The organism is Nonomuraea fuscirosea (genome assembly GCF_035917475.1).
GTDB classification, from domain to species: Bacteria; Actinomycetota; Actinomycetes; order Streptosporangiales; family Streptosporangiaceae; genus Nonomuraea; species Nonomuraea fuscirosea.
In genome coordinates this window covers 5,478,837-5,499,986 of sequence record NZ_CP109074.1, presented here as the reverse complement: position 1 = coordinate 5,499,986, position 21,150 = coordinate 5,478,837, and the positions used below count along the sequence as shown (strand labels likewise).

18 protein-coding genes are annotated in these 21,150 nt (G+C 72.7%); 4 read left to right on the top strand and 14 right to left on the bottom strand.

From position 1 onward, the window contains the following. Positions 1-163 precede the first annotated feature (163 nt). Entirely contained in the window at positions 164-1,198 is a 1,035-nt protein-coding gene (locus OIE67_RS25135; RefSeq protein ID WP_326644367.1) for a LacI family DNA-binding transcriptional regulator, read from the top strand. Between the two features lie 45 nt (positions 1,199-1,243). Here OIE67_RS25135 and OIE67_RS25130 read toward each other — a convergent pair whose 3' ends face one another. The 3 genes from OIE67_RS25130 to OIE67_RS25120 all read right to left on the bottom strand — a co-directional run bounded on the left by OIE67_RS25130 (position 1,244) and on the right by OIE67_RS25120 (position 5,654). Then, a complete protein-coding gene (locus OIE67_RS25130; RefSeq protein WP_326644365.1) occupies positions 1,244-2,914 on the bottom strand; it encodes a PQQ-dependent sugar dehydrogenase in 1,671 nt (556 codons plus the stop codon). 355 nt (positions 2,915-3,269) lie between these two features. Further along, positions 3,270-4,097 carry a PIG-L family deacetylase gene (locus OIE67_RS25125; RefSeq protein WP_326644363.1) on the bottom strand — a complete coding sequence of 276 codons (828 nt, stop codon included), beginning with the start codon at positions 4,095-4,097 and terminating at the stop codon, positions 3,270-3,272. 141 nt (positions 4,098-4,238) lie between these two features. Then, complete coding sequence (locus OIE67_RS25120) at positions 4,239-5,654, bottom strand: tetratricopeptide repeat protein (RefSeq protein ID WP_326644360.1); 1,416 nt, start codon at positions 5,652-5,654, stop codon at positions 4,239-4,241. Positions 5,655-5,780: 126 nt separating this feature from the next. On the opposite strand from OIE67_RS25120, the gene OIE67_RS25115 reads away from it, so the two are divergent. Continuing rightward, entirely contained in the window at positions 5,781-6,599 is an 819-nt protein-coding gene (locus OIE67_RS25115) for a DUF1206 domain-containing protein (protein WP_326644358.1), read from the top strand. Positions 6,600-6,610: 11 nt separating this feature from the next. Here OIE67_RS25115 and OIE67_RS25110 read toward each other — a convergent pair whose 3' ends face one another. The 4 genes from OIE67_RS25110 to OIE67_RS25095 all read right to left on the bottom strand — a co-directional run bounded on the left by OIE67_RS25110 (position 6,611) and on the right by OIE67_RS25095 (position 11,040). Then, entirely contained in the window at positions 6,611-7,705 is a 1,095-nt protein-coding gene (locus OIE67_RS25110; RefSeq protein WP_326644357.1) for a glycerophosphodiester phosphodiesterase, read from the bottom strand. Between the two features lie 148 nt (positions 7,706-7,853). Continuing rightward, complete coding sequence (locus OIE67_RS25105) at positions 7,854-9,449, bottom strand: GMC oxidoreductase (protein WP_326644356.1); 1,596 nt, start codon at positions 9,447-9,449, stop codon at positions 7,854-7,856. After that, a complete protein-coding gene (locus tag OIE67_RS25100; protein ID WP_326644355.1) occupies positions 9,446-9,964 on the bottom strand; it encodes a carboxymuconolactone decarboxylase family protein in 519 nt (172 codons plus the stop codon). The genes OIE67_RS25105 and OIE67_RS25100 overlap by 4 nt, the downstream gene beginning before the upstream one ends. After that, the gene (locus OIE67_RS25095) at positions 9,961-11,040 is read right to left on the bottom strand and encodes an NAD(P)H-dependent amine dehydrogenase family protein (RefSeq protein WP_326644352.1); all 1,080 of its coding nucleotides are present in this window, start codon (positions 11,038-11,040) and stop codon (positions 9,961-9,963) included. Before OIE67_RS25095 ends, OIE67_RS25100 begins: the two co-directional genes overlap by 4 nt. A 166-nt stretch (positions 11,041-11,206) precedes the next feature. On the opposite strand from OIE67_RS25095, the gene OIE67_RS25090 reads away from it, so the two are divergent. Next, positions 11,207-13,339: an ATP-binding protein gene (locus OIE67_RS25090; protein ID WP_326644350.1), complete on the top strand. Its 2,133-nt coding sequence runs from the start codon at positions 11,207-11,209 to the stop codon at positions 13,337-13,339. Positions 13,340-13,419: 80 nt separating this feature from the next. On the opposite strand, the gene OIE67_RS25085 is transcribed toward OIE67_RS25090, so the two are convergent. Beyond that, entirely contained in the window at positions 13,420-14,769 is a 1,350-nt protein-coding gene (locus OIE67_RS25085; RefSeq protein ID WP_326644348.1) for an amidase, read from the bottom strand. Between the two features lie 233 nt (positions 14,770-15,002). Between OIE67_RS25085 and OIE67_RS25080 the strand changes: the two genes are divergently transcribed. Next, positions 15,003-16,271 carry a hypothetical protein gene (locus OIE67_RS25080; RefSeq protein WP_326644346.1) on the top strand — a complete coding sequence of 423 codons (1,269 nt, stop codon included), beginning with the start codon at positions 15,003-15,005 and terminating at the stop codon, positions 16,269-16,271. A 15-nt stretch (positions 16,272-16,286) separates the two neighbouring features. On the opposite strand, the gene OIE67_RS25075 is transcribed toward OIE67_RS25080, so the two are convergent. The 6 genes from OIE67_RS25075 to OIE67_RS25050 form a co-directional block, all read right to left on the bottom strand. Beyond that, a complete protein-coding gene (locus OIE67_RS25075; protein ID WP_326644345.1) occupies positions 16,287-17,117 on the bottom strand; it encodes an amino acid ABC transporter permease in 831 nt (276 codons plus the stop codon). After that, positions 17,114-17,782 carry an amino acid ABC transporter permease gene (locus OIE67_RS25070; protein WP_326644343.1) on the bottom strand — a complete coding sequence of 223 codons (669 nt, stop codon included), beginning with the start codon at positions 17,780-17,782 and terminating at the stop codon, positions 17,114-17,116. Before OIE67_RS25070 ends, OIE67_RS25075 begins: the two co-directional genes overlap by 4 nt. A gap of 5 nt (positions 17,783-17,787) precedes the next feature. Next, positions 17,788-18,618, bottom strand: a complete 831-nt coding sequence (locus OIE67_RS25065; protein ID WP_106250919.1) for a glutamate ABC transporter substrate-binding protein — start codon at positions 18,616-18,618, stop codon at positions 17,788-17,790. Between the two features lie 8 nt (positions 18,619-18,626). After that, a complete protein-coding gene (locus OIE67_RS25060) occupies positions 18,627-19,370 on the bottom strand; it encodes an amino acid ABC transporter ATP-binding protein (RefSeq protein ID WP_326644340.1) in 744 nt (247 codons plus the stop codon). 100 nt (positions 19,371-19,470) lie between these two features. After that, the gene (locus OIE67_RS25055) at positions 19,471-20,340 is read right to left on the bottom strand and encodes a glutamate ABC transporter substrate-binding protein (RefSeq protein ID WP_326644337.1); all 870 of its coding nucleotides are present in this window, start codon (positions 20,338-20,340) and stop codon (positions 19,471-19,473) included. Positions 20,341-20,348: 8 nt separating this feature from the next. Further along, complete coding sequence (locus OIE67_RS25050) at positions 20,349-21,035, bottom strand: response regulator (protein WP_106250915.1); 687 nt, start codon at positions 21,033-21,035, stop codon at positions 20,349-20,351. Positions 21,036-21,150: the final 115 nt, after the last annotated feature.

The window sequence follows — 21,150 nt, the reverse complement described above, 5'->3', positions numbered from 1 at the left end:
CTATCGAACGATCAAGGAGAATTCGCTTTCATGTTCGATATGTCGGTTCGGCTGTCGGCGAATCGGCAGTTCCTGCCCTGCTCCGCAGGAGTCCGATTCCTCCCTCGCCTCAAGGCGGGGGTTTCTTCGGAGGCTTCTGATGAGCCGAATGCGGCGTCCGACGATGACAGACGTGGCACGCGAGGTCGGAGTCACCGCCAAGACCGTCTCCCGGGTGCTCAACGACGAGGGCCCGGTCGCCGTCGAGACGCGCGAGCGCGTCCTGGCGGCGGTCAGGCGGCTCGGATACCAGCCCAACCTGATGGCCCGCAACACCCGGGTGGGCGCGCGCGACGCCGCGATCGGCCTGGTCATCCCCGAGATGGGCAACCCGTTCTTCGGCACGGTCGCGGGCGGCGTCGAGAGCGCCGTACGGGCGCGCGGGCTCACGCTCATCGTCGGCTCCTCCGACGAGACGGCCGGGCTGGAGCAGTCGCTGATCGCCACGTTCCTGGCCCGCCGGGTGAGCGCCCTCATGGTCGTCCCCGCCGCCGGCGGCGACCACCGTCACCTGCGCTCGGAACGGGTGGCCGGGCTGCCGATCGTCTTCCTCGACCGGCCGGCCGCCGGCCTGACCGCGGACTGCGTGGTCAGCGCCAACCGGGAGGGCTCCAGGGCCGGCGTCGCCCACCTGATCGGGTACGGCCACCGCAGGATCGGCTTCGTCGGCGACGTGCCCGCCACCCTCTACACCCGGCGCGAACGCCTCCAGGGCTACCGCGACGCCCTGGAGGCGGCCGGCCTGCCGTTCGACCGATCGCTCGTGGACACCGGGCACGACATGGAGGCCGCCGCCCGTGCCACCCTCCGGCTGCTGGCCCTGGCCGACCCGCCGACCGCGCTGTTCGCCGGGAACAACTTCGCCTCCATGGGGGCGGTGCTGGCGCTGGCGCGGGCCGGGCGCAAGGACGTCGCGCTCGTCGGCTTCGACGACCTGCCGCTGGCCGAGGTCCTGGACCCGCCGCTGACGGTGGTCGCCCAGGACCCGGCGGCGGTGGGGGCCGCGGCGGCGGAGCTGGTGCTGTCGCGGCTGGACGGCGACCGCTCCCGCGCCCGCCGCGTGGTCGTCCCCACCCGCCTGCTCACCCGCGGCTCCGGCGAGCTTCCGCCCCCCGGGTCCGCTCCGCCCGCCGTGGAGGTGAGCGCGGGACTGGGATGAGCCGCCTGTCGTGGGGGATTCGAGTGGGCCGGTTGGCTGAGGCGGTCAGGTGCAGGTGTAGGTGGCCGGGAGCCGGGTGTCGCCGGTCGGGCGGGTGGCCTGGAGGCCGAAGGTGGTGCTCTGGCCTGGGGTGAGGGCGCCGTTGTGCGTCGTGTTCCCGGCCGTGACGGTCTGGCCGGAGGTGGTCAGGACGGCGTTCCACGAGCCGGTGACCGTGTGGCCCGCCGGCAGCGTGAACGTCACCGTCCATCCCGTCGTCGCGGCCGTGCCTGTGTTGGTGACCGTGACCGGCTGGACGACGTAGCCCGTGCCCCACTGGGACTGGACGGACGCCGTCGCCGTGCAGCCGCCCGAGGGGCTGCCGCCGGTGGTGGTGACCGTGACCGTGGCGGAGACCGGTGACACGTTGCCGGCCGCGTCGCGGGCGCGGACCTGGTAGCGGTAGGCGGTGCCCGCGCTCAGCCCCGTGTCGGTGTGCGTGGTGCTCGCCGAGGTGCCCACCTGGGTGAAGGCGCCGGAGGTGCCGGGGGCGCGCAGCACGTCGTAGCCGGTCACGCCCACGTCGTCGGTGGCGGCGGTCCAGGTCAGGGTGGCCGTGGTGGCGGTCGTGCCGGTGGCGGCCGGGTCGCCGGGCGCGGTGGGCGCGGCGGTGTCGGTGCCGCCGGCGGCCGGCGGGACGCGGATGATCCGGTCATCCTGGGCGACCGGGGTGCCGCGGCCGTCGCGGTTGCTGGTCGCCACCCAGAGCCAGCCGTCGGGCCCGGCCGCGACCGCGCGCAGCCGGCCGTACTGAGAGGTGAACTCGGCCTGTGGCGTGCCCGGCGTGCCGGCGCCGGTCAGCGGCACCGTCCACAGGCGCTGCCCGCGCAGGGCCGCCGCGAACAGCGTGTCGTTCGCGTACGCGAGCCCGCTCGGCGAGGACTGCGCGGTCGGCCAGGTGACGATCGGGCGGCGGAAGTTCGTGTTGCCGCAGTCGCCCTCGCAGGAAGGCCAGCCGTAGTTGCCGCCCGCGACGATCTGGTTGATCTCGTCCCAGGTGTTCTGACCGAACTCGGTGGCGTACATCCGGCCCTGCGCGTCCCAGGCCAGGCCCTGTACGTTGCGGTGGCCGTAGCTCCAGACGCGGGAGCCGGGGAACGGGTTGTCCGAGGGGACACCGCCGGTGGGCGTCATGCGCAGGATCTTCCCGGCCGGGCTGGCCAGGTTCTGGGCGTTGGCGGTGTTACCGGCGTCGCCGGTGCCCGCGTACAGCATGCCGTCGGGGCCGAACGCGATGCGGCCGCCGTCGTGGATCGTCGCGCTCGGCACCCCGGAGAAGAGCACCGTCTGCGTCTGCGGGGCGCTCAGCTGGAACCTGATCAGCCGGTTGTCGCCGCTGGTGCTGGTGAAGTACGCGTACACCCAGCCGTCCTGCGCGTAGCCGGGGGAGACCGCGAGGCCGAGCAGCCCGCTCTCGCCCGACGCGCTGACCCCGCTGATCGTGGCGACGGCGGCGGGCGCCTGGCCGGGACGCACGCGCATGACGCGCCCGGTGTTCCGTTCGGAGACGAGCGCGCTGCCGTCGGGCAGGAACGCCATCGCCCACGGCACCTGGAGGCCGGTGACGGAGACCTCCGCCCTGGAGAAGTCGAAGCCGCCCAGGGCGTGGGCGGCCGGGACGTCGACGCCCAGCGCGAGCAGCATCACGATCAGGGCCGGGACGACTCTCGCGCGCATGACGGACTCCTTGACCGGGCCACCGGGCGGATGTCAGCACCGTACGCGCACCGGTCACCGCATCACAATCCGCCCGGCCGTCCGGCTCCGGAGACATCGGGCGATCTGCGGTGATCGCCGGCGGCGACCACCGGCCCGCTGAAACTTTCACCACCGAGACCGTCAAGTCACGGCCCGAACCCGTCGAGGTCATGCCGCGGGCCGTTGAGATCACCGCCCGGGTGGTGACGTGCACCGGTCGGGCGGTCGCAGGTCCCGGTCGGACGGGGTGGTCCCGGACCGGCTGGTCCCCGATCGGGTGGTCCCCGATCGGGTGGTCCCGGACCAGGCCGGACGTGTCGGGGCGCCGGTGGCGTCAGGAGTCGCGGAGGCCTGCGAACAGGTCTTCCTCGTGGGCGGGTGCGTCGACCTTGCTCAGCACCCGCTCGAACGCCTCGTGCGCGAACGCCTGCATACGCACGTCCTCCGCCATGCGCAGCAGGAAGATGTTGTCGCCCTGGCTCTCGTGCGCCTGCAGCGCCTTGAGCTTGCGCTCGACGTAGGGGGCGACATCGACGACGCTCGTCACGCGCTCGTCGGGGGTGCCGAAGTCGCCGGAGGGGTCGAAGTCGCCGACGTCGACGCCGCTCTCCTTCATCAGCTCGAACATGCGCATGATCGACGCCCTGGGGATGGCGGTGTAGTAGAACTTGTCGGGGATGCCGCTGCGCTCGACGGCGGCCACCGTGACGCGATGGGTCTGCACGTGGTCGGGGTGACCGTAGCCGCCCCCGCCGGTCTCGTCGTAGGTGACCACGACCTGGGGCCGGTAGTGCTCCATCAGCGCGGCCAGCCGGGCCGCGGCGCTCTCCACCGGGACGTTGGCGAAGGCGTCGGGATGGCCGTTGGCCTCCCAGCCCTCCATGCCCGAGTCGCGGTAGCCGAGCAGCTCCAGGTGCTCGACGGCCAGGTGGCCCACGGACTCGCGCAGCTCCTCCAGCCGCTTCGCGGCCACCGCCGCGTCGTCGTGACCGGGCTCGCCCGGCTTGACGCCGTTCTGGTCGTCGCCCTGCTCACCGTTGGTGCAGGTGACCAGCACGGTGCGCACGCCCTCTTCGGCGTAGCGGGCCAGGATGCCGCCCGTGGTCAGGCATTCGTCGTCGGGGTGGGCGTGCACGACCATCAGGGTGAGTTGCCGGTTCATGTCCGGAAACACTACTCGCCGGGTCCGACAAGCGAGCGCCCCGCCGGCCACGCGCACCACTCGGAGGCCGGCGGGTGGGCGGCCCACTGGCGGGAGCGTCACTCGGGGGCCGGCCAAGCGGGCGGCCCGCCGGTGTGAGCGCTACCCGGGGGAGCCGGCGATCCGGCCCCCGCCCGCCGCGAGCTCCCGTGCCCGCGTGCGCGCCACGGCCGCCGCCGCCCCGTCGCCCATCGCGTCGGCCAGCGAGGCCTGCTTGAGCCAGTTGTACGGGCTGCACGGCCGCACGCTGATCCGCTCGCTCACCAGCACCCTGGCCACATCGCGCCGCCCCGCCCGCAGGGCCGCCTCCAGCAGCGTGCGCTGCACGGCGTCGCGCTGGGCGTGGCTGCCGCCGAACTCGCCGACCCGGTGCCTGATCGGATGCAGCAGCTCCACCACCGCCTCGTGGTCGCCCCGCCCGAACGCCACGATCGCCCGGCACACCGGCAGCCCGACCCGCAGCGTCATGGCGTGGTTGGTGACGCCGGGACGCGGCCGCGCCACGTACGCCTCCCGCCCCGCGATCAGCCGCTCGGCCTCCGCGATCCGCCCCGCCCCCACGTACGACATCACCGCGTGCATGTCGTTGAAGGCGTAGAACGGCTCGCCCATGCGCGGCGGCCACGCCTCGGCCAGGACCCGCCAGCGTTCCGGCTGCTCGGAGCCCTCCAGGTGCAGCCGCCACAGCAGCGCGGCGGCGTCGAGCAGCTCCATGCAGGACTGCCCGTCGGCGAGCACCGCGTCGTAGATCGCCAGCACCCGCCGCTCGTCGCCGCTCTCCAGCGCGTACAGGCAGTAGTGCCACCAGCTGTGCACGTTGAAGAACGTCCCGGTGGACCAGTCGCCCATCCGGGCGTCGAGGTAGCGCAGGCCGTCGCCGAAGCGCCCCTGCATCTCGTACGTGTGCACCACCGCGTGGATGCCCCACACGTCGCGCGGGTCGAGCTCCACCGCCCGCAGGCCGACCTCCTCGGACCGGTCGTAGTGGCCCGCCTCCTCCAGACCGAAGGCGTACATGCCGAGCAGGTGACCGAAGTGGCGATCGTCCTCGTGCCAGGCGTTCAGCGCGCCGCCGATCCGGTCGCGCAGCATGCGGGCGTCGCCGGTGAAGAAGTCGATCTGGTGGCCGGCGGCCAGCGCCAGCGCGTCGCGCGGATGCTCGGCCGCGATGCCGGCCAGCAGCTCGCCGCAGGTCAGGTAGTCGCCGCCGAACAGCGCCCGCACGGCCGCCACGTGCGCGCGCTCACGCGGCAGCAGCGAGGTGGCGTCGATCCTGCGCAGGAACGCCTCGAACCGGACCCGGGCCGTGCGCGCGTCCTCGACCTCGGTGGTCAGCAGCCCGAGGTAGGCCGCCAGCACGTTGCCCATCGGGAAGTCGGGCGACTCGGCCAGCGCGGCCCCCGACTCGGCGTCCACCTCGGCCCGGAACCGCAGCAACTCGTCGATCGCCCGGTCGTAGTGCCGCACCGCCGCGGCGCCCGCACCCGTCATGGCCAGGCCGTGCTGATCACAGCTCACCGCTCCACTGTAACCGGGCCGCTGTGACCAGCGGGAAGACCTGCGGAAACGGGTTCGCCACGCCTAGACGCCCCGTTCCAGGGCACTCGGGACCGGCAACGAATGAGCGTTCTCTTGGGAGGAAGCGTGAACACAGCGGAACAGGCGGGTCGCGAGGCGAAGGCCGCCACGCGGCGCGCGACCTCCAGCCGGCCCATGGCCGTGCTGACCCGGGTGGGCCTGGCCTGCCGCGGCGTGCTGTACGCGTTGATCGGCGTGGTGGCCCTGCAGATCGCCACCGGCGACGGCTCGCAGCAGGCCGACAAGGCGGGTGCGATCACCACGCTGGCCGGGCTGCCGTTCGGGGCCGTCATCCTGTGGGTGATGACGGCCGGATTCGTCGCGCTGGCGCTCTGGCAGGCGTCGGAGGCGCTGTTCGGCTCCGGCAAGGCACTCGAGAAGGGCGAGGCGGTCGCCCGGGTCGTGGTGTACGGGCTGCTCGTCTTCACCCTGATCAGCGTGCTGACCACGCACAAGGCGAAGTCCGACGACCAGAAGTCGCAGGACCTGACGGCCAAGCTGCTGGAGCTGCCCGGCGGGCAGATCATCGTGGGCGCGGTCGGGCTCGGCCTGATCGCGCTGGGCGTCTACTGGATCCACCGGGGCGTGACGAAGGGCTTCAAGGAGGAGCTGGAGCTCGGCCGCATGTCGCCGCGTGCCAGGACGATCATGGAACGGCTCGGCGTCGGCGGCTATGCGGCCAGGGGCGTGATCGCCGGGCTGGCCGGAGTCCTCGTCGTCCAGGCGGCGCTCACGTACGACCCGGACAAGGCGGGCGGCATCGACGCGACGCTGCGCGAGTTCGCCGAGACGCCGGTCGGGCCGTGGCTGCTGGTCGTGGTGGCGCTCGGGCTGCTGCTGTTCGCCGGCTACTGCTTCGGCGAATCCCGCTGGCGCCGCACCTGATCAGCGACCGCTCAGGCCGGGTGCCGGGCCACCACCGCGCGGCCCATGGCCGGGTCGTCGCAGAAGGCGCCGTCGATCCCCAGCTCGACCAGCCGCGACAGCCACCCCATGACGTCCCCTGTGGCCCGCGGATAGGCCGGGCTGGCCGGATCGCCGAGCCGGTGGTCGGCGGGCAACTGGGAGTTCTCGTTACGCACCGTCCAGACGTGCACGTCGAGCCGCGCGCGGTGCGCGTCCGCGACCAGCGTCGAGGGCTCCAGCGTCCGGCCGGCCGCGTCCACGGGGACGACCCGCCGCGTGTCCACGCCGATCCCGTCGGCGTAGCGGGCCACCTCGCGCAGCCCCTCGGGCGTGACCATGTCGTCGTAGGTCCGCGTGCCGCCGGCGGCCACCCAGTCGTAGGGCGCCCCGCCGGCGCTGATGAGCTGGATCAGCGGCAGCCGCGTCCGGCCGCTCAGCTCACGCAGGTTGGCGGTCTCGAACGACTGGATGTACGCCTTCCGCACCCGGTGCCGGCCCAGCACGTCCAGCAGCGGCTCCTCCAGCGACAGGCCGATGGAGTCGAAGTAGGTCGGATGCTTGGTCTCGGGGTAGACGCCGACGCCGTGCGCGACGGCCAGCCGCACGACCTCCTCGAACGTCGGGATCTCCGCCAGCCCGTCGAACGCCGTGTTGCCCGGCCGCAGGTCGGGCACGCGCTCCTTGGCCCGCAGCGTCTTCAGCTCGGCCAGCGTGAAGTCCTCGGTGAACCAGCCGGTGACCGGCCGCCCGTCCACGGTCTTGGTGGTGCGCAGTCCGGCGAACTCGGGCCTGGCGGCCACGTCGGTCGTGCCGGAGATCTCGTTCTCGTGCCGGGCCACCAGCACGTGGTCCTTGGTGGAGACGAGGTCGGGCTCGATGTAGTCGGCGCCCATCGCGATGGCGGCCTCGTACGACAGGAGCGTGTGCTCGGGCCGGTGGGCGCTGGCGCCCCGGTGGCCGATCACGAGCGGGGCGTGGCCGCGGCGCTCGGCCGTGGCGGGAGAGGTCTGGGTCAGCACGACCGCGACGCTACCGCCGGCCAGGACCCCGGCCAGCACGCTCGCGAGCAACCTGCGCATCGTCATGACGCGCACGGTAGCCCTGCCAGGTGGACGGCGGGTCACGGCCGGGGGAACGGACGCGGCCGCCCGCGGCGGGGGCGTCACGTCCGGCCGGGGGAGCGGCCCCGGAGGGCCGCTCGGGCGGGTCGATCGGGCGGCTCGATCGGGCGGGTCAGAGGTCGGTGGCGATGATGTGCTCGATGTTGCGTTCGGCCAGCGCCGTGATCGTGACGAACGGGTTGACGGTGGTGTTGCCGGGGATCAGCGCCCCGTCGATGACGTACAGCCCCGGGTACGCCGTCAGCCGCCCGTAGTTGTCGGTCGCCCGGTTCAGCACCGCGCCGCCGAGCGGATGGTAGGTCAGGTGGTCGCCCCAGATCTTGTAGACGCCGAACAGGTCGGTCCGGTAGATCGTCCCCTCCTTGGCGTTGATCCGGTCGAAGATCGTCTTGGCCATGTCGATCGACGGCTGTTTCCACGCCGTCTGCCAGTTCAGCTCCACCTTGTTCGCGCTCGCGTTCCAGGAGAACTGCGCGCGATGCGGGTTGTTGGTGATGGACAGATAGAACGAGGCCCACGTCTCGATGCCCGTCGGCAGCGGCGCCACCTCGGCGAACGCTCCTCCCGCGGCCCAGTTGTCGATGCCGCAGCACGGGATGGCCGACTGGAGCGAGCCCGTCGGGTCCCATAAGTGGTTGGCCCGGCCGCACATGACGTTGCCGTTGTCGCCCCAGCCCTTGCCGACCTCCCCGTTGAGGTTGGGCAGCACACCGGTGGCCTTGAGCTTGACCAGCAGCTTGCTGGTGCCGACGCTGCCGGCGGCGAAGAACACCCGGTCGGCGGTGACGGTCTTGGTGGCGATCGTGTTCCCGGAGGTGTCGAGCTGCTCCATGGTCACCGTGTACCGGCCGCCCGACGCCGGCGCGACCGAGGTGACCCGGTGCAGCGGCGAGACGGTGACCCGGCCGGTGGCCTTGGCCTGGGCGAGGTAGGTCTTCTGCAGCGACTTCTTGCCGTGGTTGTTGCCGTAGAGGATCTCGCCGGCCAGGGCGGACTTCGGGACGGTGCCGGCCTCCTCCGCCTTCATGTAGTCCCAGTCGTACACGTCGGGCACGAACACGAACGGGAAGTTCGAGCGCTGGGCGTGCTTACGGCCGACGCGGCCGTACTGGTAGTAGGCCGTGCTGTCGAACCAGGCCGGGTCGATGGTGCCGACGCCGAGGCCGGCGTTGGCGCGCGGGTAGTAGACGTCGTACATCTCGTTCGCGTTCACCGACGGCAGCACGGAGGCGAAGTTCGCCCGTTTCGGGGTGACCGCCATGCCGCCGTTCACCAGGGAGCCGCCGCCGACGCCGCGGCCCTGGTAGACGGTGATGCCGCCGAACTCCTCCGCGTCCAGGACCCCGGTGTGGCGGGGGATGTCGCGGTCGATGGGGAAGCCGAGGAAGTAGTTGAGCGGGGCCTTGGTCCTCGTGCGCAGCCAATAGGAGCGGTAGTCGGGCTCGCGCGTGTTGCAGAAGATCTTGCCGTCGGTGCCGGGGGTGTCCCAGGCCATGCCCATCTCGATCATGTGGACGTCCACGCCCGCCTGGGCCAGGCGCAGGGCGGCGACGGCGCCGCCGTACCCGGTGCCGATGACCAGGGCGGGGACCTGCGTGCCCGAGGCGATGGCGCGGGCGGCGGGGGCGTGCACCCCGAGGGCGGCGGTGCCCAGCAGGGTGCCGGTCCCGGCGATGAAACCGCGGCGGGAGAGCTCGTTCTGACTCATCTGGCCGGCCTCACTCTCGGCTCTGGTGCGGGCGAAGCGCCACTGGGCAACTGGCAGACGGTGTCCAGGCCCAGGACGTGGTTGAGCCGGCCGAACGCCAGCCACGAGCCGATGCTCATGCTCAGCTCCACGATCTCCAGCTGGCTGTAGTGCGCGGTCATCCGGTCCCAGAACTCCTCGTCGAGGTTGTGGGGGTCCAGGGTGTACCGCTCGGCGTACTCGGCGGCCAGCCGGGTGCGCTCGTCGAAGTCGCCGGTCGTGCGCCAGTGCGTCACCGCGTCGGCGAAGCTCTCCTCGACCTTGACGCCGTCGCGTTCCGTCCGCCAGTCCAGGCAGAACGCGCAGCCATTGATCTGCGCGACGCGCAGCCTGGCCGCCTCGAACTCACGCAGGCCGAGGGTCGTGTGGGTGTAGACCGACAGGGAGAAGCGCGAGGCGGCCGGGCCGATCCCGGGCACCATCTCGCCCCACACGTACGCGATGGCGTCCTTGCCCTCCGGTATGTCGATCTTCATGACCGTCTCCTTCCGAGCTTGCCGGTGGCGGGACGCAGGGGCACGTCGAGTGCGTCGTACAGTCCTGGCGGGGCCTGGTCCAGCCAGTCGATGGCGCCGACCAGCCGGCCGACGGCGGTCGCGTTGCCGCCCGCCGAGCGGTTGCCGTCCTCGTCCGCGGCCTCGACGGTGACCTCGATGCGCGGCCGGCCCTCGATGATCACCCGGTGCGCGCCCACGCCGTCCGGCGGGAGCGGCCAGTCGGGCGCGCAGGACGGGTGGATGCGGGTGACGTGCTCGATCACGATCAGCGCCTCCCCGTCCACGACGCCCTGCACCTCGAACCGCACCGCGCCCTGGGTGCCCGCCTCGAACGCGCCCATCGAGGCGGTGGTCACGGTGGCGTCGAGCTCGCGTCGGTGCACGCTCTCGCGGATCTCGTCCAGCTCGACGTCCAGGGCTCTGGCCATGAGCCGGATCTGGCCGCCCCACACCATGGACGGCACGGTGGGCGCGATCATCGGTGGTTCGTAGTCCATCGGCTGGCCCATGCCGACCAGGTAGCGGACCGCGTCGGGCTGGTCGTAGGTGGAGTAGTCGAAGATCTCCTGGCAGCGTACGGCGTCCACGGTGGTCGCCAGCCCGCTGACCAGCAGCGGCAGCACGTCGTTGCCCCAGCCGGGGTCGACGCCGGAGACGAACAGCGAGCCGCCGCCCTCCTTGACGGCGGCCAGCACGGGCTCGCGCATGTCGGGCGGGGCGCTGCGGTGGTCGTAGAGGGCGTACAGGGAGGGCGTCACGACCACGGCGCCGGCGCGCACGGCCGTGACGATGTCGGCCAGGGCCTCGGCCGGGCGGATGTCGCCCGAGGCGGCGTACACGACGGCCCTGGGGCCGGTCGCCAGCACCGCCTCGGGATCGCCGGTGGCCGGAACGCCGAGGTGGCGGCCGAGGCCGGCCAGGTCGCCGGCGTCGCGGCCGAGCTTGGCCGGGTCGTGGACGAGGACGGCGGTCAGTTCGAGCGCCGGATGGGCTTCGACGGCGCGGATGGCGGCGCGGCCGATGTTGCCGGTACCCCAGACGATCGTGGACACCATGGGCGGAGCGTAGCAAGCGCTTGGTTTGTTGCCTAGAGGTTTCCCCGCCTTCACTACGGCCCTGACGCGTAGTCACTTTCTCACTTTTCGTGGCGGATCCAGGCCGCGTCCGGCAAGCTGCTGTTCACCGAGGCGGCAAGGTGGGCGAGCCGGACAGGTGAGGGCCATGACGATGGGTGGGCGGCACAGCGGGAATCTGCCGCCGGAGACGACCAGCCTGGTGGGCCGCCGCGGAGAGCTGGCCCGCATCCGCCGGTTATGCCGCGAGTTCCGCATGGTGACGCTGACCGGGGTGGGCGGGGTCGGCAAGAGCCGGCTCGCACTGCGCGCCGCCGCCCTCATGCGGCCCGGGTTCGCCGACGGGGCCTGGTTCGTGCCGCTCTCGGCGCTGGACCAGGGGGCGCTGGTGCCGTACACGATCGCCGAGTCGCTGCCCCTGGCCGACCAGACCACCCGGCCGATGCTGGAGGTGCTGACCGAATACCTCGGCGACCGGCACCTGCTGCTCGTGCTGGACACCTGCGAGCACCTCATCGAGGACTGCGCCAGGACGGCCCGCGAACTGCTCGTCGCCGCCCCCCGGCTGTCGATCCTGGCCACCAGCCGCCGCCCGCTGGGCGTGCCGGACGAGCAGGTGCTCATCATCGACCCGCTGCCCGTCCCCGACGACGACGGCGAAGGCCCGCAGGAGGCGGTCCGGCTGCTCACCGAGCGCGCCGCGGCCACCGTGCCCGGCTTCGCCGTCGGCGACGGCGACCGGACCGAGCTGGCCCGTCTGTGCCGGCGGCTCGAAGGGCTGCCCCTGGCGATCGAGCTGGCCGCGGCCCGGCTGCGCGAGCTGGCCCCGGCCGAGCTGGCCGCGCGGCTGGACGACCGGTTCGAGCTGCTCGGCGACACCGAGGACGAGGTGCTGGACGCCGACCCGCCCTGGCACCAGGCGCTGCGCACCGCGATCGGCTGGAGCCACCAGCTGTGCACCCCCGAGGAGCGGCTGCTGTGGGCGCGGACCTCGGTGTTCGCGGGCAGCTTCGACGACCAGGCCGCCATGGATGTCTGCGCCGACGAGCTGCTGCCCGCCGCCGACATCGTCGGCCTGCTGGCCGGGCTGGCCGACAAGTCGATCCTCATCTGGGCGCCGACCGGCGGCGGCGAGCGCTACCGGATGCTGGACACCATCCGCGAGTACGGCGCCATCTGGCTGCGCGCCCTCGGCGAGCAGGACGAGCTGCGCCGCCGCCACCGCGACTTCTATCTCGACCTGGCCCGCCGCGGCGACGCCTCCTGGCTGGGCCCCGAGCAGATCGACTGGAACGACCGCACCACCGTCGAGCACGACAACCTGCGCACCGCCCTCGACCACAGCCTCAGCACCCCGGACGACCACAGCGCGCTCGAGTTCGCCGCCGCGCTCTGGTTCTTCTGGTACCCCTGCGGCTTCCTGCGGGAGGGCCAGCACTACCTGGAACGTGCCCTGCGCCTCGACACCGAGCCCAGCGCGGTGCGCAACCGAGCCCTGTGGGTGTGCAGCCTGACCCTTGTCGTCCAGGGCGACGCCACCGCCGGCATGGCCTGGGCCGCGGAGTGCGCGGGCGCGGCCGAACGGCTCGGCGACACCGAGGCGGCGCTGGCCGCGCAGGCCATGGTCATGGCGGCGGCCACGATCAGAGGAGACCTGTCGCTCGCGCTGGCCCTGGCCGACAGCCTGCTGGCCGTGCACCGGCCCGAGCACGGGCTGAGCCTGCCCAGCCTCCTGGCCCGCCTCGGCCAGTGCCACGTGCACACCGCCGAGGGCCGCGTCGAAGAGGCGGTCAAGGTGCTGGAGGAGATGTGCGCCGAGTGTGACAAGCGCGGCGAACGGTGGATGCGCGCCTACGCCGACCTCTTCCGCGCCCAGGCCGAGCTCACGCTGGGCCGCTTCGAGGACGCGCAGACGCACGCGCGGGCGGCGCTGGAGGTCAAGTACCGGCTGCACGACAGCGTCGGCATCGCGCTCGCCCTCGACGTGCTGGCCTGCGCCGCCGCCGCGTCGGGGCAGGGCGCGTCCGCCGCCCGCCGGCTGGGGCTGGCCCAGCACGTGTGGGACACCATCGGGCGGGCGCAGCTCGGCATCCACGAGTGGGTCAGCGCCCGCGAGAAGTGCGAACGGCGGGCGCGGGCGGCGATCGGCGACCAGGAATACCGCAACGCGTTCCTGACCGGGTACGGGACCGGGCTGGAGGCCGGGATCTTCAGCGCCCTCGACCCCGGCCCGCTCGACCCGTCCTCCTCGCCCCCGTCCGGCCCGGCCCAGGAGCACTGACCGCGGTCCTCAGGGGCCGGCCGGGGCGGCGGCCGTCCGGCCGTCCGACCGGTGCCGTCGGTCCGTGAGCCCGCCGTCCGTCAGCCCGCCGTCCGCGCGGTCCTCGCCGCGTCGGCGCGGGCCGCCGCCTCGAAGAGCAGCGGCTCGTCGCCCGGACGGCAGACGAGCTGCAGGCCGACCGGCAGGCCGTCCACCGTCCCCGCCGGGACGGTCAGCGCCGGGAAGCCGAGCACGTTCCAGGGGCTGGTCAGCGCGAGCAGCGCCGGCCGCACCGCGACGGAGCGCCCGTCCACCTCCATCTCGCGCGCGCCGACCGGCGGCGCGACGATCGGCACGGCCGGCAGCACGAGCACGTCGTGCCGCTCGAACAGCGCCCCCACCGTGCCGGCCAGCCGCCGCCTGGCCTCCAGCGCGCGGACGTAGCGCCAGCCGGGCAGCTCGGCGGCGGCGCGCAGGCGTTCGAGCACCTCGGCGTCGAACAACTCGGGCGCCCGCTCCAGCCGCTCGGCGTGCACGGCGGCGGTCTCGCAGCTCTGGATGGCCAGGTACGTCTCCCTGAGCTCCGCCGCGACCTCCTCCGACAGCCGCACCTCGTCGGCGGCCCCCGACGCGGCTCGTACGGTCCGCGTCACCCGGGGATCGCCGTCGAAGACCGCACCGGGATCGAGCCACGCCACCCGCACGGGCTCCGTTCCCTCCCTGCCCGGCCCGCCGCCGTCCCCGGCCAGGTGGCGGTAGGCGATCAGGCAGTCGTCGGGGGTGCCCGCGAGCACGCCCACGTGGTCGAGCGTCGTCGAGAGCGGGAAGACGCCGTCCGCCGGGATCGCGTCGTACGCAGGCTTGAACCCGGCGATCCCGCACACGGCCGCCGGGATGCGGACGGAGCCGCCCGTGTCCGTGCCGAGCGCCAGCGGCACCATGCCCGCCGCGACGGCCGCCCCGCTGCCGCCGCTGGAGCCGCCCGACATGCGTTCCGGGTCCCACGGGTTGCGCGAGGGGCCGGTGGCGGAACGGTCGCCGGTCGGCCCGTACGCGAACTCGTGCGTGGTGGTCTTGCCCACGACGACCGCGCCCGCCTCCCGCAGCGCCGTCACGCAGGCCGCGTCGGCGTCCGGGACGTATCCGGCGAAGTGCCGCGAACCCATGGTCGCCGGCACCCCCGCCACCATGATCATGTCCTTCACCGCGACCGGCAGCCCGTGCAACGGCCCCCGGTCGCCGCCCCCGGACAGCTCCTCGTCGGCCCGGCGCGCGGCCTCGAGCGCCCCGCCGGCGTCCACGGTGACGAACGCGTTCAGCGCCGGATCGAGCACGGCGACGGCGCCGAGCGCCTGCTCGACCAGATCGACGGAGGTGGTCTTCCGGTCGCGCAGCTCCCGGGCGAGGTCGGTGACGGTACGGCCGGTGAAGGGTCCCTGGGGAATCGGCATGGACCCTTTTCTACACATCACCCCGGCCCGCGCACCAACGGATCCGATCCGGACCGCCGGTCCGCACCTCACCCGGCCCCGGGCATCGACGGAGACGGGCCGGGCGGCCGGCCCGCACATCACTCCGGCCCCGGGCACCGACGGAGACGGGCCGGGCGGCCGGCCCGCACATCACTCCGGCCCCCGCGCCGACGGAGACGGGGCGGGGGCCGGGGGAGCGCTAGCATCGGCGGATGCCCGAGGCGCCCTCCCTCCTCCGCCGTGCGCTGCGCTGGTCGCGCCGGCTCGCCGCCGTCCTGATCAGCCTCTGCGCGGTCGTCGGCGCCGTGCGCCTGATCGCCCCCGCCACGCCGGGCGGCCCCGCGGGCGAGCCGCCGGGGGTGCGGCGGCAGCTCGCGTTCCTGCGCGGCGCCCTGGACGCCGGCGCAGCCGAGGACGCGCAGGCGCTGTTCCCCGAGGGCTACTTCTTCCTGCACGTCCTGTACGGCCTGACCTGGGTCGAGCTGGGCCTGCGCGTCCCGGGCGAGACCAGGGCCGAGGCGCTGCGGGAGGCGCGGTGGGCGCTGGAACGCCTGGAGACCCCGCCGGGCCGCGCCCCGTTCAGCGCCGAGCTCGTCCCCGAGTACGGCGTCTTCTACCGGGGCTGGTGCAACTGGCTGCGCGGCGGCGTGCTGAGCCTCCAGCCGGCCGGGCGGCGGGACGCGGGGGAGTCGCGCCGCTTCGCCGCGGACTCGGCCGCGCTGGCCGAGGCGTTCGACGTCTCCCCGTCGCCGTACCTGGAGGCCTACCCCGGCCAGGCGTGGCCGGTGGACTCCACCGTGGCGATGGCCTCGCTGCGGCTGCACGACACCCTGGAGCCGCCCCGCCACGCCGCGACCGTCGCGCGCTGGCTGGAGCTGGTGCGGGAGCGGCTGGACCCGGGCACCGGGCTGCTGCCGCACCGCGCCGCGCCCGGCACCGGCGAGCCGGAGGAGGTGGCCAGGGGCAGCTCGCAGAGCATGATCCAGCGCTTCCTGCCCGACATCGACCCCGGCTTCGCCGCCGGGCAGTACCTGCGCTTCCGCGACCGCTACGTCGTCACCCCGCTCGGCCTCGGCCCGGCCGTGCGGGAGTACCCCTCGGGCATGGACGGCCCCGGCGACGTCGACTCCGGGCCACTGCCGCTGGGCGTGAGCCTGTCGGCCACGACGGTCACCCTGGGCGCCGCCCAGGTCCACGGCGACGCCGCCCTGGCCGGGGCGCTGGCCCGCTACGGCGAGCTGGCCGGCCTGCCCGTCGGCACCCCGTGGACCAAGCGGTACGCCTTCGGGCTGATGCCGATCGGCGACGCGTTCCTCGCCTGGTCGAAGACCGCCCGGCCGTGGACGGCCACGGGGCCCCTGGAGCCGCCGCCGGCGAGCGTCCCGTGGTGGTGGCGGCTGCCCCTGCTGGCGCTGCTCGCCGTGCTCGGCGCCGCGCCCTGGCTACCGGCGTTGCGACGCCGGGCCAGGGCGGCCCGCTGAGACGTTGTTCCCCGCTCAGACGGCGGGGACGGGCTTGGCCGGGCGGCGGGTGCCCGGCCTGCTCAGGCGGTGGGCCAGCCGGTCCAGCGCCATGTTGATGACGATGAAGATGGCCGCGATGAGGATCGCCGCCGGGATCACGTTCGAGAAGTTCGCCGCGATCCCGTTCAGGCCGCGGTCCACCAGTTCGTCGTAACCCACGATCAGCCCGAGCGCCGAGTCCTTCAGCAGCACCACGAACTGGCTGATCAGCGCCGGCAGCATCGTCTTGAGCGCCTGCGGCAGCAGGACCAGGCGCATCACCTGCCCCTTGCGCATGCCGACCGCGTACGCCGCCTCCCGCTGCCCCCTCGGCAGGCTGAGCACGCCGGCGCGGACGATCTCGGCGATCACCGAGCCGTTGTAGAGCGTCAGCCCGAACACCACCGCCGCGAAGGCCGAGACGTTCACGCCGATGAGCGCGTACGAGCCGAAGAAGGCGAAGAAGATCAGCAGCAGCAGCGGCACGGACCGGAAGAACTCCACCACCACGGCCGCCGGCACCCGCACCCACGCGTGCTCCGACAGCCGGGCGGTGGCGAAGACGAGCCCGAAGATCCCGGCCAGCACCCCCCCGGCGACGGCCGCCGCCAGCGTCCCGGCCAGGCCGGGCAGGATGAACGTGGCCCACACGTCCGCCCGCAGCAGCGGCGCCCACTTCGCCGCCGCCCACTGCTCCTTCTCCTCGAAGCGCACGTAGACGACGTACGCCAGGGCCAGCAGCACGAGCGCGACGACACCCGTCAGCACCCGGTTGCGCCGCACGCCGCGCGGTCCCGCGACCTCGTACAGGTTCGCGTAGGTCATCGGGTCACCGCCATCCGCTTCGACAGCCAGCCGAACGCCAGCCCCATGGGCAGGCAGAGCAGCACGAAACCGGCGGCGAAGCCGAGGAAGATCTCGATGACCTGGTCCCCGTACGTCTCGACCAGCTCCCGCATCCGCACCGACGCCTCCGCGACTCCCACCACCAGCGCGATCGTGGTGTTCTTGGTCAGCGCGATGAGGATGCTGCCCAGCGGCGCCACCACCGCGCGGAACGCCTGCGGCAACGTGATCAGCGCCAGCGTCCTGACGAAGCCCAGCCCCAGCGAGCGGGCCGCCTCCGCCTGCCCGACGGGCACCGTGTTCAGCCCCGAGCGCAGCGCCTCGCAGACGAACGCCGAGGTGTAGGCGGTCAGCCCGATGACGGCGAGCCAGAAGTTGTTGGTCGCGATGTCGTCGGACAGCTCAAGCCCGAGGTTCGCCCCGAGCCCCAGGCCGGTGAACAGCAGCACCAGCGTCAGGGGCGTGTTGCGGGCCACGGTCACGTACGCGGTCGCGGTGGCGCGCAGGGAACCCAGCGGGGCCACCCGCATGGCGGTCAGCAGCGTGCCCAGCACCAGAGAGCCGAGCGCGCTGACCGCCGTCAGCCGGACCGTCATCCAGAAGGCGGCCAGAACGGTGCCGCCCTCGGTCAGCAACGCGTCCATGGGCCTCAGTACCGTTCGAGCTGCGGGGCCTGGGAGACGGTGAAGCCGGAGGAGCCCACGCTGGCCTGCAGCGCCTTGGTCCAGCTGCCGTCGGCGAACATCTTCTCCAGGGCGTCGTTGACCGCCTTGCGGCCGTTCGTGTCGTCCTTCTTCATCCCGATGCCGTACTTCTCGGTGCTGAACGGCTCGCCGACCACCTTGAGCTTGCCCGCGTGCTGCGCGGCGTAGCCGGCCAGGATGACGTTGTCGGTGGTGAGGGCGTCGAGCTGGCCGCCGAGCACGCGGTCCACGCAGGCCGAGTAGGTCCGCTCCTCCTGCAGTTGCACCTCCTTGGCGTACTCGGTCTTGACCTTCTGCGCCGGGGTCGAGCCGGCGACCGAGCACAGCTTCTTGCCGTTCAGTGCCTCGGGGCCGGTCAGCGCGGCGTCGTCGGCCCGTACCAGCAGGGCCTGGCCGGCCACGAAGTACGGCCCCGCGAACGACACTTTCTGCTTCCTCGCGTCGGTGATCGAGTACGTGGCCACCACCATGTCCACCTGGCCCTGCTCGATGAACGCCTCCCGGTTGGCCGTCACGGTCTCCTTGAAGGTGATCCCGGACGGCTCGACCCCGAGCTGCTTGGCCACGTACGTGGCGACCTCGACGTCGAACCCGGTGAAGCTCCCGTCGGGCGTGCGCAGGCCGAGCCCCGGCTGGTCGGCCTTCACGCCGATGACCAGCTTCTTCTCGGTCTTGGCCTTGTCCACGATCGAGGCGTAGGCGTCCTGCCCGCCTCCGCACCCGGTGGCGGTCACGGCGACCACGGCGAACACGGCGTAAAGGGATCTGCCGAACATGACACTCCTTAGTGGGTGAGGATCTTGGCGAGGAAGGACTGGGCGCGGTCGCTGCTCGGCGCGCCGAAGAAGGCGCTGGGGGCGCCCTGCTCGACGATCTCGCCCTCGGCCATGAAGACGACCCGGTCGGCCGCCCGGCGGGCGAAGCCCATCTCGTGGGTGACGACGACCATCGTCATGCCCTCGCGGGCCAGCGTGGTCATGACGTCGAGCACCTCGTTGACCATCTCGGGGTCCAGCGCCGAGGTGGGCTCGTCGAACAGGATCGCCTTCGGGTCCATCGCGAGGGCCCTGGCGATGGCCACCCGCTGCTGCTGCCCGCCCGAGAGCTGGGCGGGCAGCTTGTCCGCCTGGGCGCCGATGCCGACCCGGTCGAGCAGCTCACGGGCCTTGCGCACGGCCTGCTCCCTCGGCCGCTTCAGCACGTGGACCTGCCCGAGGACGACGTTGTCCAGGACGGTCTTGTGCGCGAAGAGGTTGAAGGACTGGAACACCATGCCGACCTCGGCGCGCAGCCTGGCCAGCTCCCTGCCCTCCGACGGCAGCGGAGTGCCGTCGAGGGTGATCGTGCCGGAGTCGATGGCCTCCAGTCGGTTGATCGCCCGGCAGAGGGTGGACTTGCCCGCCCCGGACGGGCCGATGATCACGACGACCTCGCCCTGCCGGACCGTCAGGTTCACGTCCCGGAGCACGTGATGGTCGCCGAATCTCTTGTTGACCTGGTCCAGGACGATCAGGTCCGACTGGGACATGCGCCACGCTCCTCGTCTCGGTCAGCGTTGGCGTAACCGTAGGAGCCGCATGATCCGCGGAAGGGCTTGTGATCGTTTAGGTTGCTTGTGCTCGTTTAGCTCAGCAGTTGGCGGGCCTGGACGGGCCGGCGGTGTTACCGTGAACGCCGATGGTGGCCATGAAGCCGCGGTCCCACTGCCCGTCGCGCAGCCAGCGGCAGATCAGGCCGTTGAGGTAGTCGCGGAAGGCCGTGTCCTGCTTGCGCACGCCCATCCCGTACGGCTCGCGCCCGAACGGCTTGCGTACCAGGCGCAGCGTGTCGGGATGCTGGGCCAGCAGGCCGAGCAGGATGGTGTCGTCGGTGCTGAGCGCGTCCACCCGCCCGGAGATGAGGGCGGGGATGCAGATGCTGTAGGCGTCGACGATCTCCAGCTTGGCGGTCGGCACCTGCTCCCGCAGCCGGTCCACCGAGGTGGAGCCCTTGGCCGTGCAGACCGTCTTGCCGCCCAGGTCGGTCACCTGGTTGATGGTGGAGTCACCCATCCTGACCAGCAGGTCCTGCCCCGCGTAGTAGTACGGGTCGGTGAAGGAGACCAGCTCGGCGCGGGCCGGGGTGATCGAGTAGGTGGCGATGACGAGGTCCACCACGCCCTGGGTGATGAAGTTCTCGCGCTCGCGGGAGACGGTCTCGACGAAGCGGATGTTGCGCTCGCTGCCGGTGAGGTCCTTGGCCAGCAGCCGCGCGATCTCCGCGTCGAAGCCGGTGATCCGGCCGCTGGCCGGGTCCTTGTAGCCGAACATCGGCTGGTCGAACTTGGTGCCCACGGTCAGCACGCCACGCTGCTTGATCCGCGCCATCGTGGACTCCGCGGCGAACGCGTCCGCCTCGCCGCAGCCCGTCGCGAGCACGCAGAGCAGCACCGCCGCCAGCACCACGCGCAACCCGCGCCGCGCCGTCCCGCTCGTCGGGCCGTTCCGCGAGCTGCTCATCGGGCTGATCATCGGACGCGGTACCGGTGCTGCGGGCGCCCGGTCTCCCCGTACTTCGGGCGGCCCTCGACCAGCCCGCGATCGGCCAGGTGCTCCAGGTAGCGGCGGGCGGTGGCCCGGCTGACGCCGACCATCCCGGCCAGCTCGTGCGCCGAGGCGTCCTCCTCGACCTCGGCCAGCGCGTCCAGGATCTTCTGCTCGGTGGCCGGCGAGATGCTCTTCGGCCGGGTGCCCTGGTCGAGGTGGAGTGAGCGGAAGAGGCGGTCGATCTCCTGCTGCTCGGCGAACCGGCCGCCGCCGTCGAGCTGCTCGGCGGTGGCCGCGTACCGCAACAGGGTCTGCTCCAGCGTGCCGGCCCTGGTCGGCTTGACCAGGTAGTAGAGGGCGCCGCGCTGGATGGCCGCCCGTACGGTCGCCGACTCCTTGCGGCTGGAGACGACGATGATGTCGGCGGGGGGCTGTTCCGGCCGGCGCAGCCGGTGCGCCACCTCTAAGCCGGGCATATCCGGAAGGTGCAGATCGAGCAGGATCAGCCGGGGCGCGAAGCGGCCGGCGGCGGCCAGCGCCGCGTGGCCGGTGTGGGCGATGCCCACCACCCTGAAGCCCAGCACCCGGTTCACCTGCGCGTGCAGCGCCGCCGTGACGACCGGATCATCGTCCACGATGAGTACGGTGATGTCCCTGGGCTCAGGCATCGCCACGCTCCTCGTCCAAGCAGTAGATTCTTGCAGCTTAGGCGTGTTTTATTACAAAAGATCGACTTTTGCTCGTTCTGCTCATCCGGATCCGGCGTGCCCGCCGGTTACCTCC

What these genes read in the sequence shown, in the direction of transcription:
- OIE67_RS25135 (WP_326644367.1), top strand. Translation starts at nt 164, where the DNA reads ATGACAGACGTGGCACGCGAGGTCGGAGTCACCGCCAAGACCGTCTCC.
- OIE67_RS25130 (WP_326644365.1), bottom strand. Translation starts at nt 2,914, where the DNA reads ATGCGCGCGAGAGTCGTCCCGGCCCTGATCGTGATGCTGCTCGCGCTG.
- OIE67_RS25125 (WP_326644363.1), bottom strand. Translation starts at nt 4,097, where the DNA reads ATGAACCGGCAACTCACCCTGATGGTCGTGCACGCCCACCCCGACGAC.
- OIE67_RS25110 (WP_326644357.1), bottom strand. Translation starts at nt 7,705, where the DNA reads ATGACGATGCGCAGGTTGCTCGCGAGCGTGCTGGCCGGGGTCCTGGCC.
- OIE67_RS25105 (WP_326644356.1), bottom strand. Translation starts at nt 9,449, where the DNA reads ATGAGTCAGAACGAGCTCTCCCGCCGCGGTTTCATCGCCGGGACCGGC.
- OIE67_RS25100 (WP_326644355.1), bottom strand. Translation starts at nt 9,964, where the DNA reads ATGAAGATCGACATACCGGAGGGCAAGGACGCCATCGCGTACGTGTGG.
- OIE67_RS25095 (WP_326644352.1), bottom strand. Translation starts at nt 11,040, where the DNA reads ATGGTGTCCACGATCGTCTGGGGTACCGGCAACATCGGCCGCGCCGCC.
- OIE67_RS25090 (WP_326644350.1), top strand. Translation starts at nt 11,207, where the DNA reads ATGACGATGGGTGGGCGGCACAGCGGGAATCTGCCGCCGGAGACGACC.
- OIE67_RS25085 (WP_326644348.1), bottom strand. Translation starts at nt 14,769, where the DNA reads ATGCCGATTCCCCAGGGACCCTTCACCGGCCGTACCGTCACCGACCTC.
- OIE67_RS25080 (WP_326644346.1), top strand. Translation starts at nt 15,003, where the DNA reads ATGCCCGAGGCGCCCTCCCTCCTCCGCCGTGCGCTGCGCTGGTCGCGC.
- OIE67_RS25075 (WP_326644345.1), bottom strand. Translation starts at nt 17,117, where the DNA reads ATGACCTACGCGAACCTGTACGAGGTCGCGGGACCGCGCGGCGTGCGG.
- OIE67_RS25070 (WP_326644343.1), bottom strand. Translation starts at nt 17,782, where the DNA reads ATGGACGCGTTGCTGACCGAGGGCGGCACCGTTCTGGCCGCCTTCTGG.
- OIE67_RS25065 (WP_106250919.1), bottom strand. Translation starts at nt 18,618, where the DNA reads ATGTTCGGCAGATCCCTTTACGCCGTGTTCGCCGTGGTCGCCGTGACC.
- OIE67_RS25060 (WP_326644340.1), bottom strand. Translation starts at nt 19,370, where the DNA reads ATGTCCCAGTCGGACCTGATCGTCCTGGACCAGGTCAACAAGAGATTC.
- OIE67_RS25055 (WP_326644337.1), bottom strand. Translation starts at nt 20,340, where the DNA reads ATGAGCAGCTCGCGGAACGGCCCGACGAGCGGGACGGCGCGGCGCGGG.
- OIE67_RS25050 (WP_106250915.1), bottom strand. Translation starts at nt 21,035, where the DNA reads ATGCCTGAGCCCAGGGACATCACCGTACTCATCGTGGACGATGATCCG.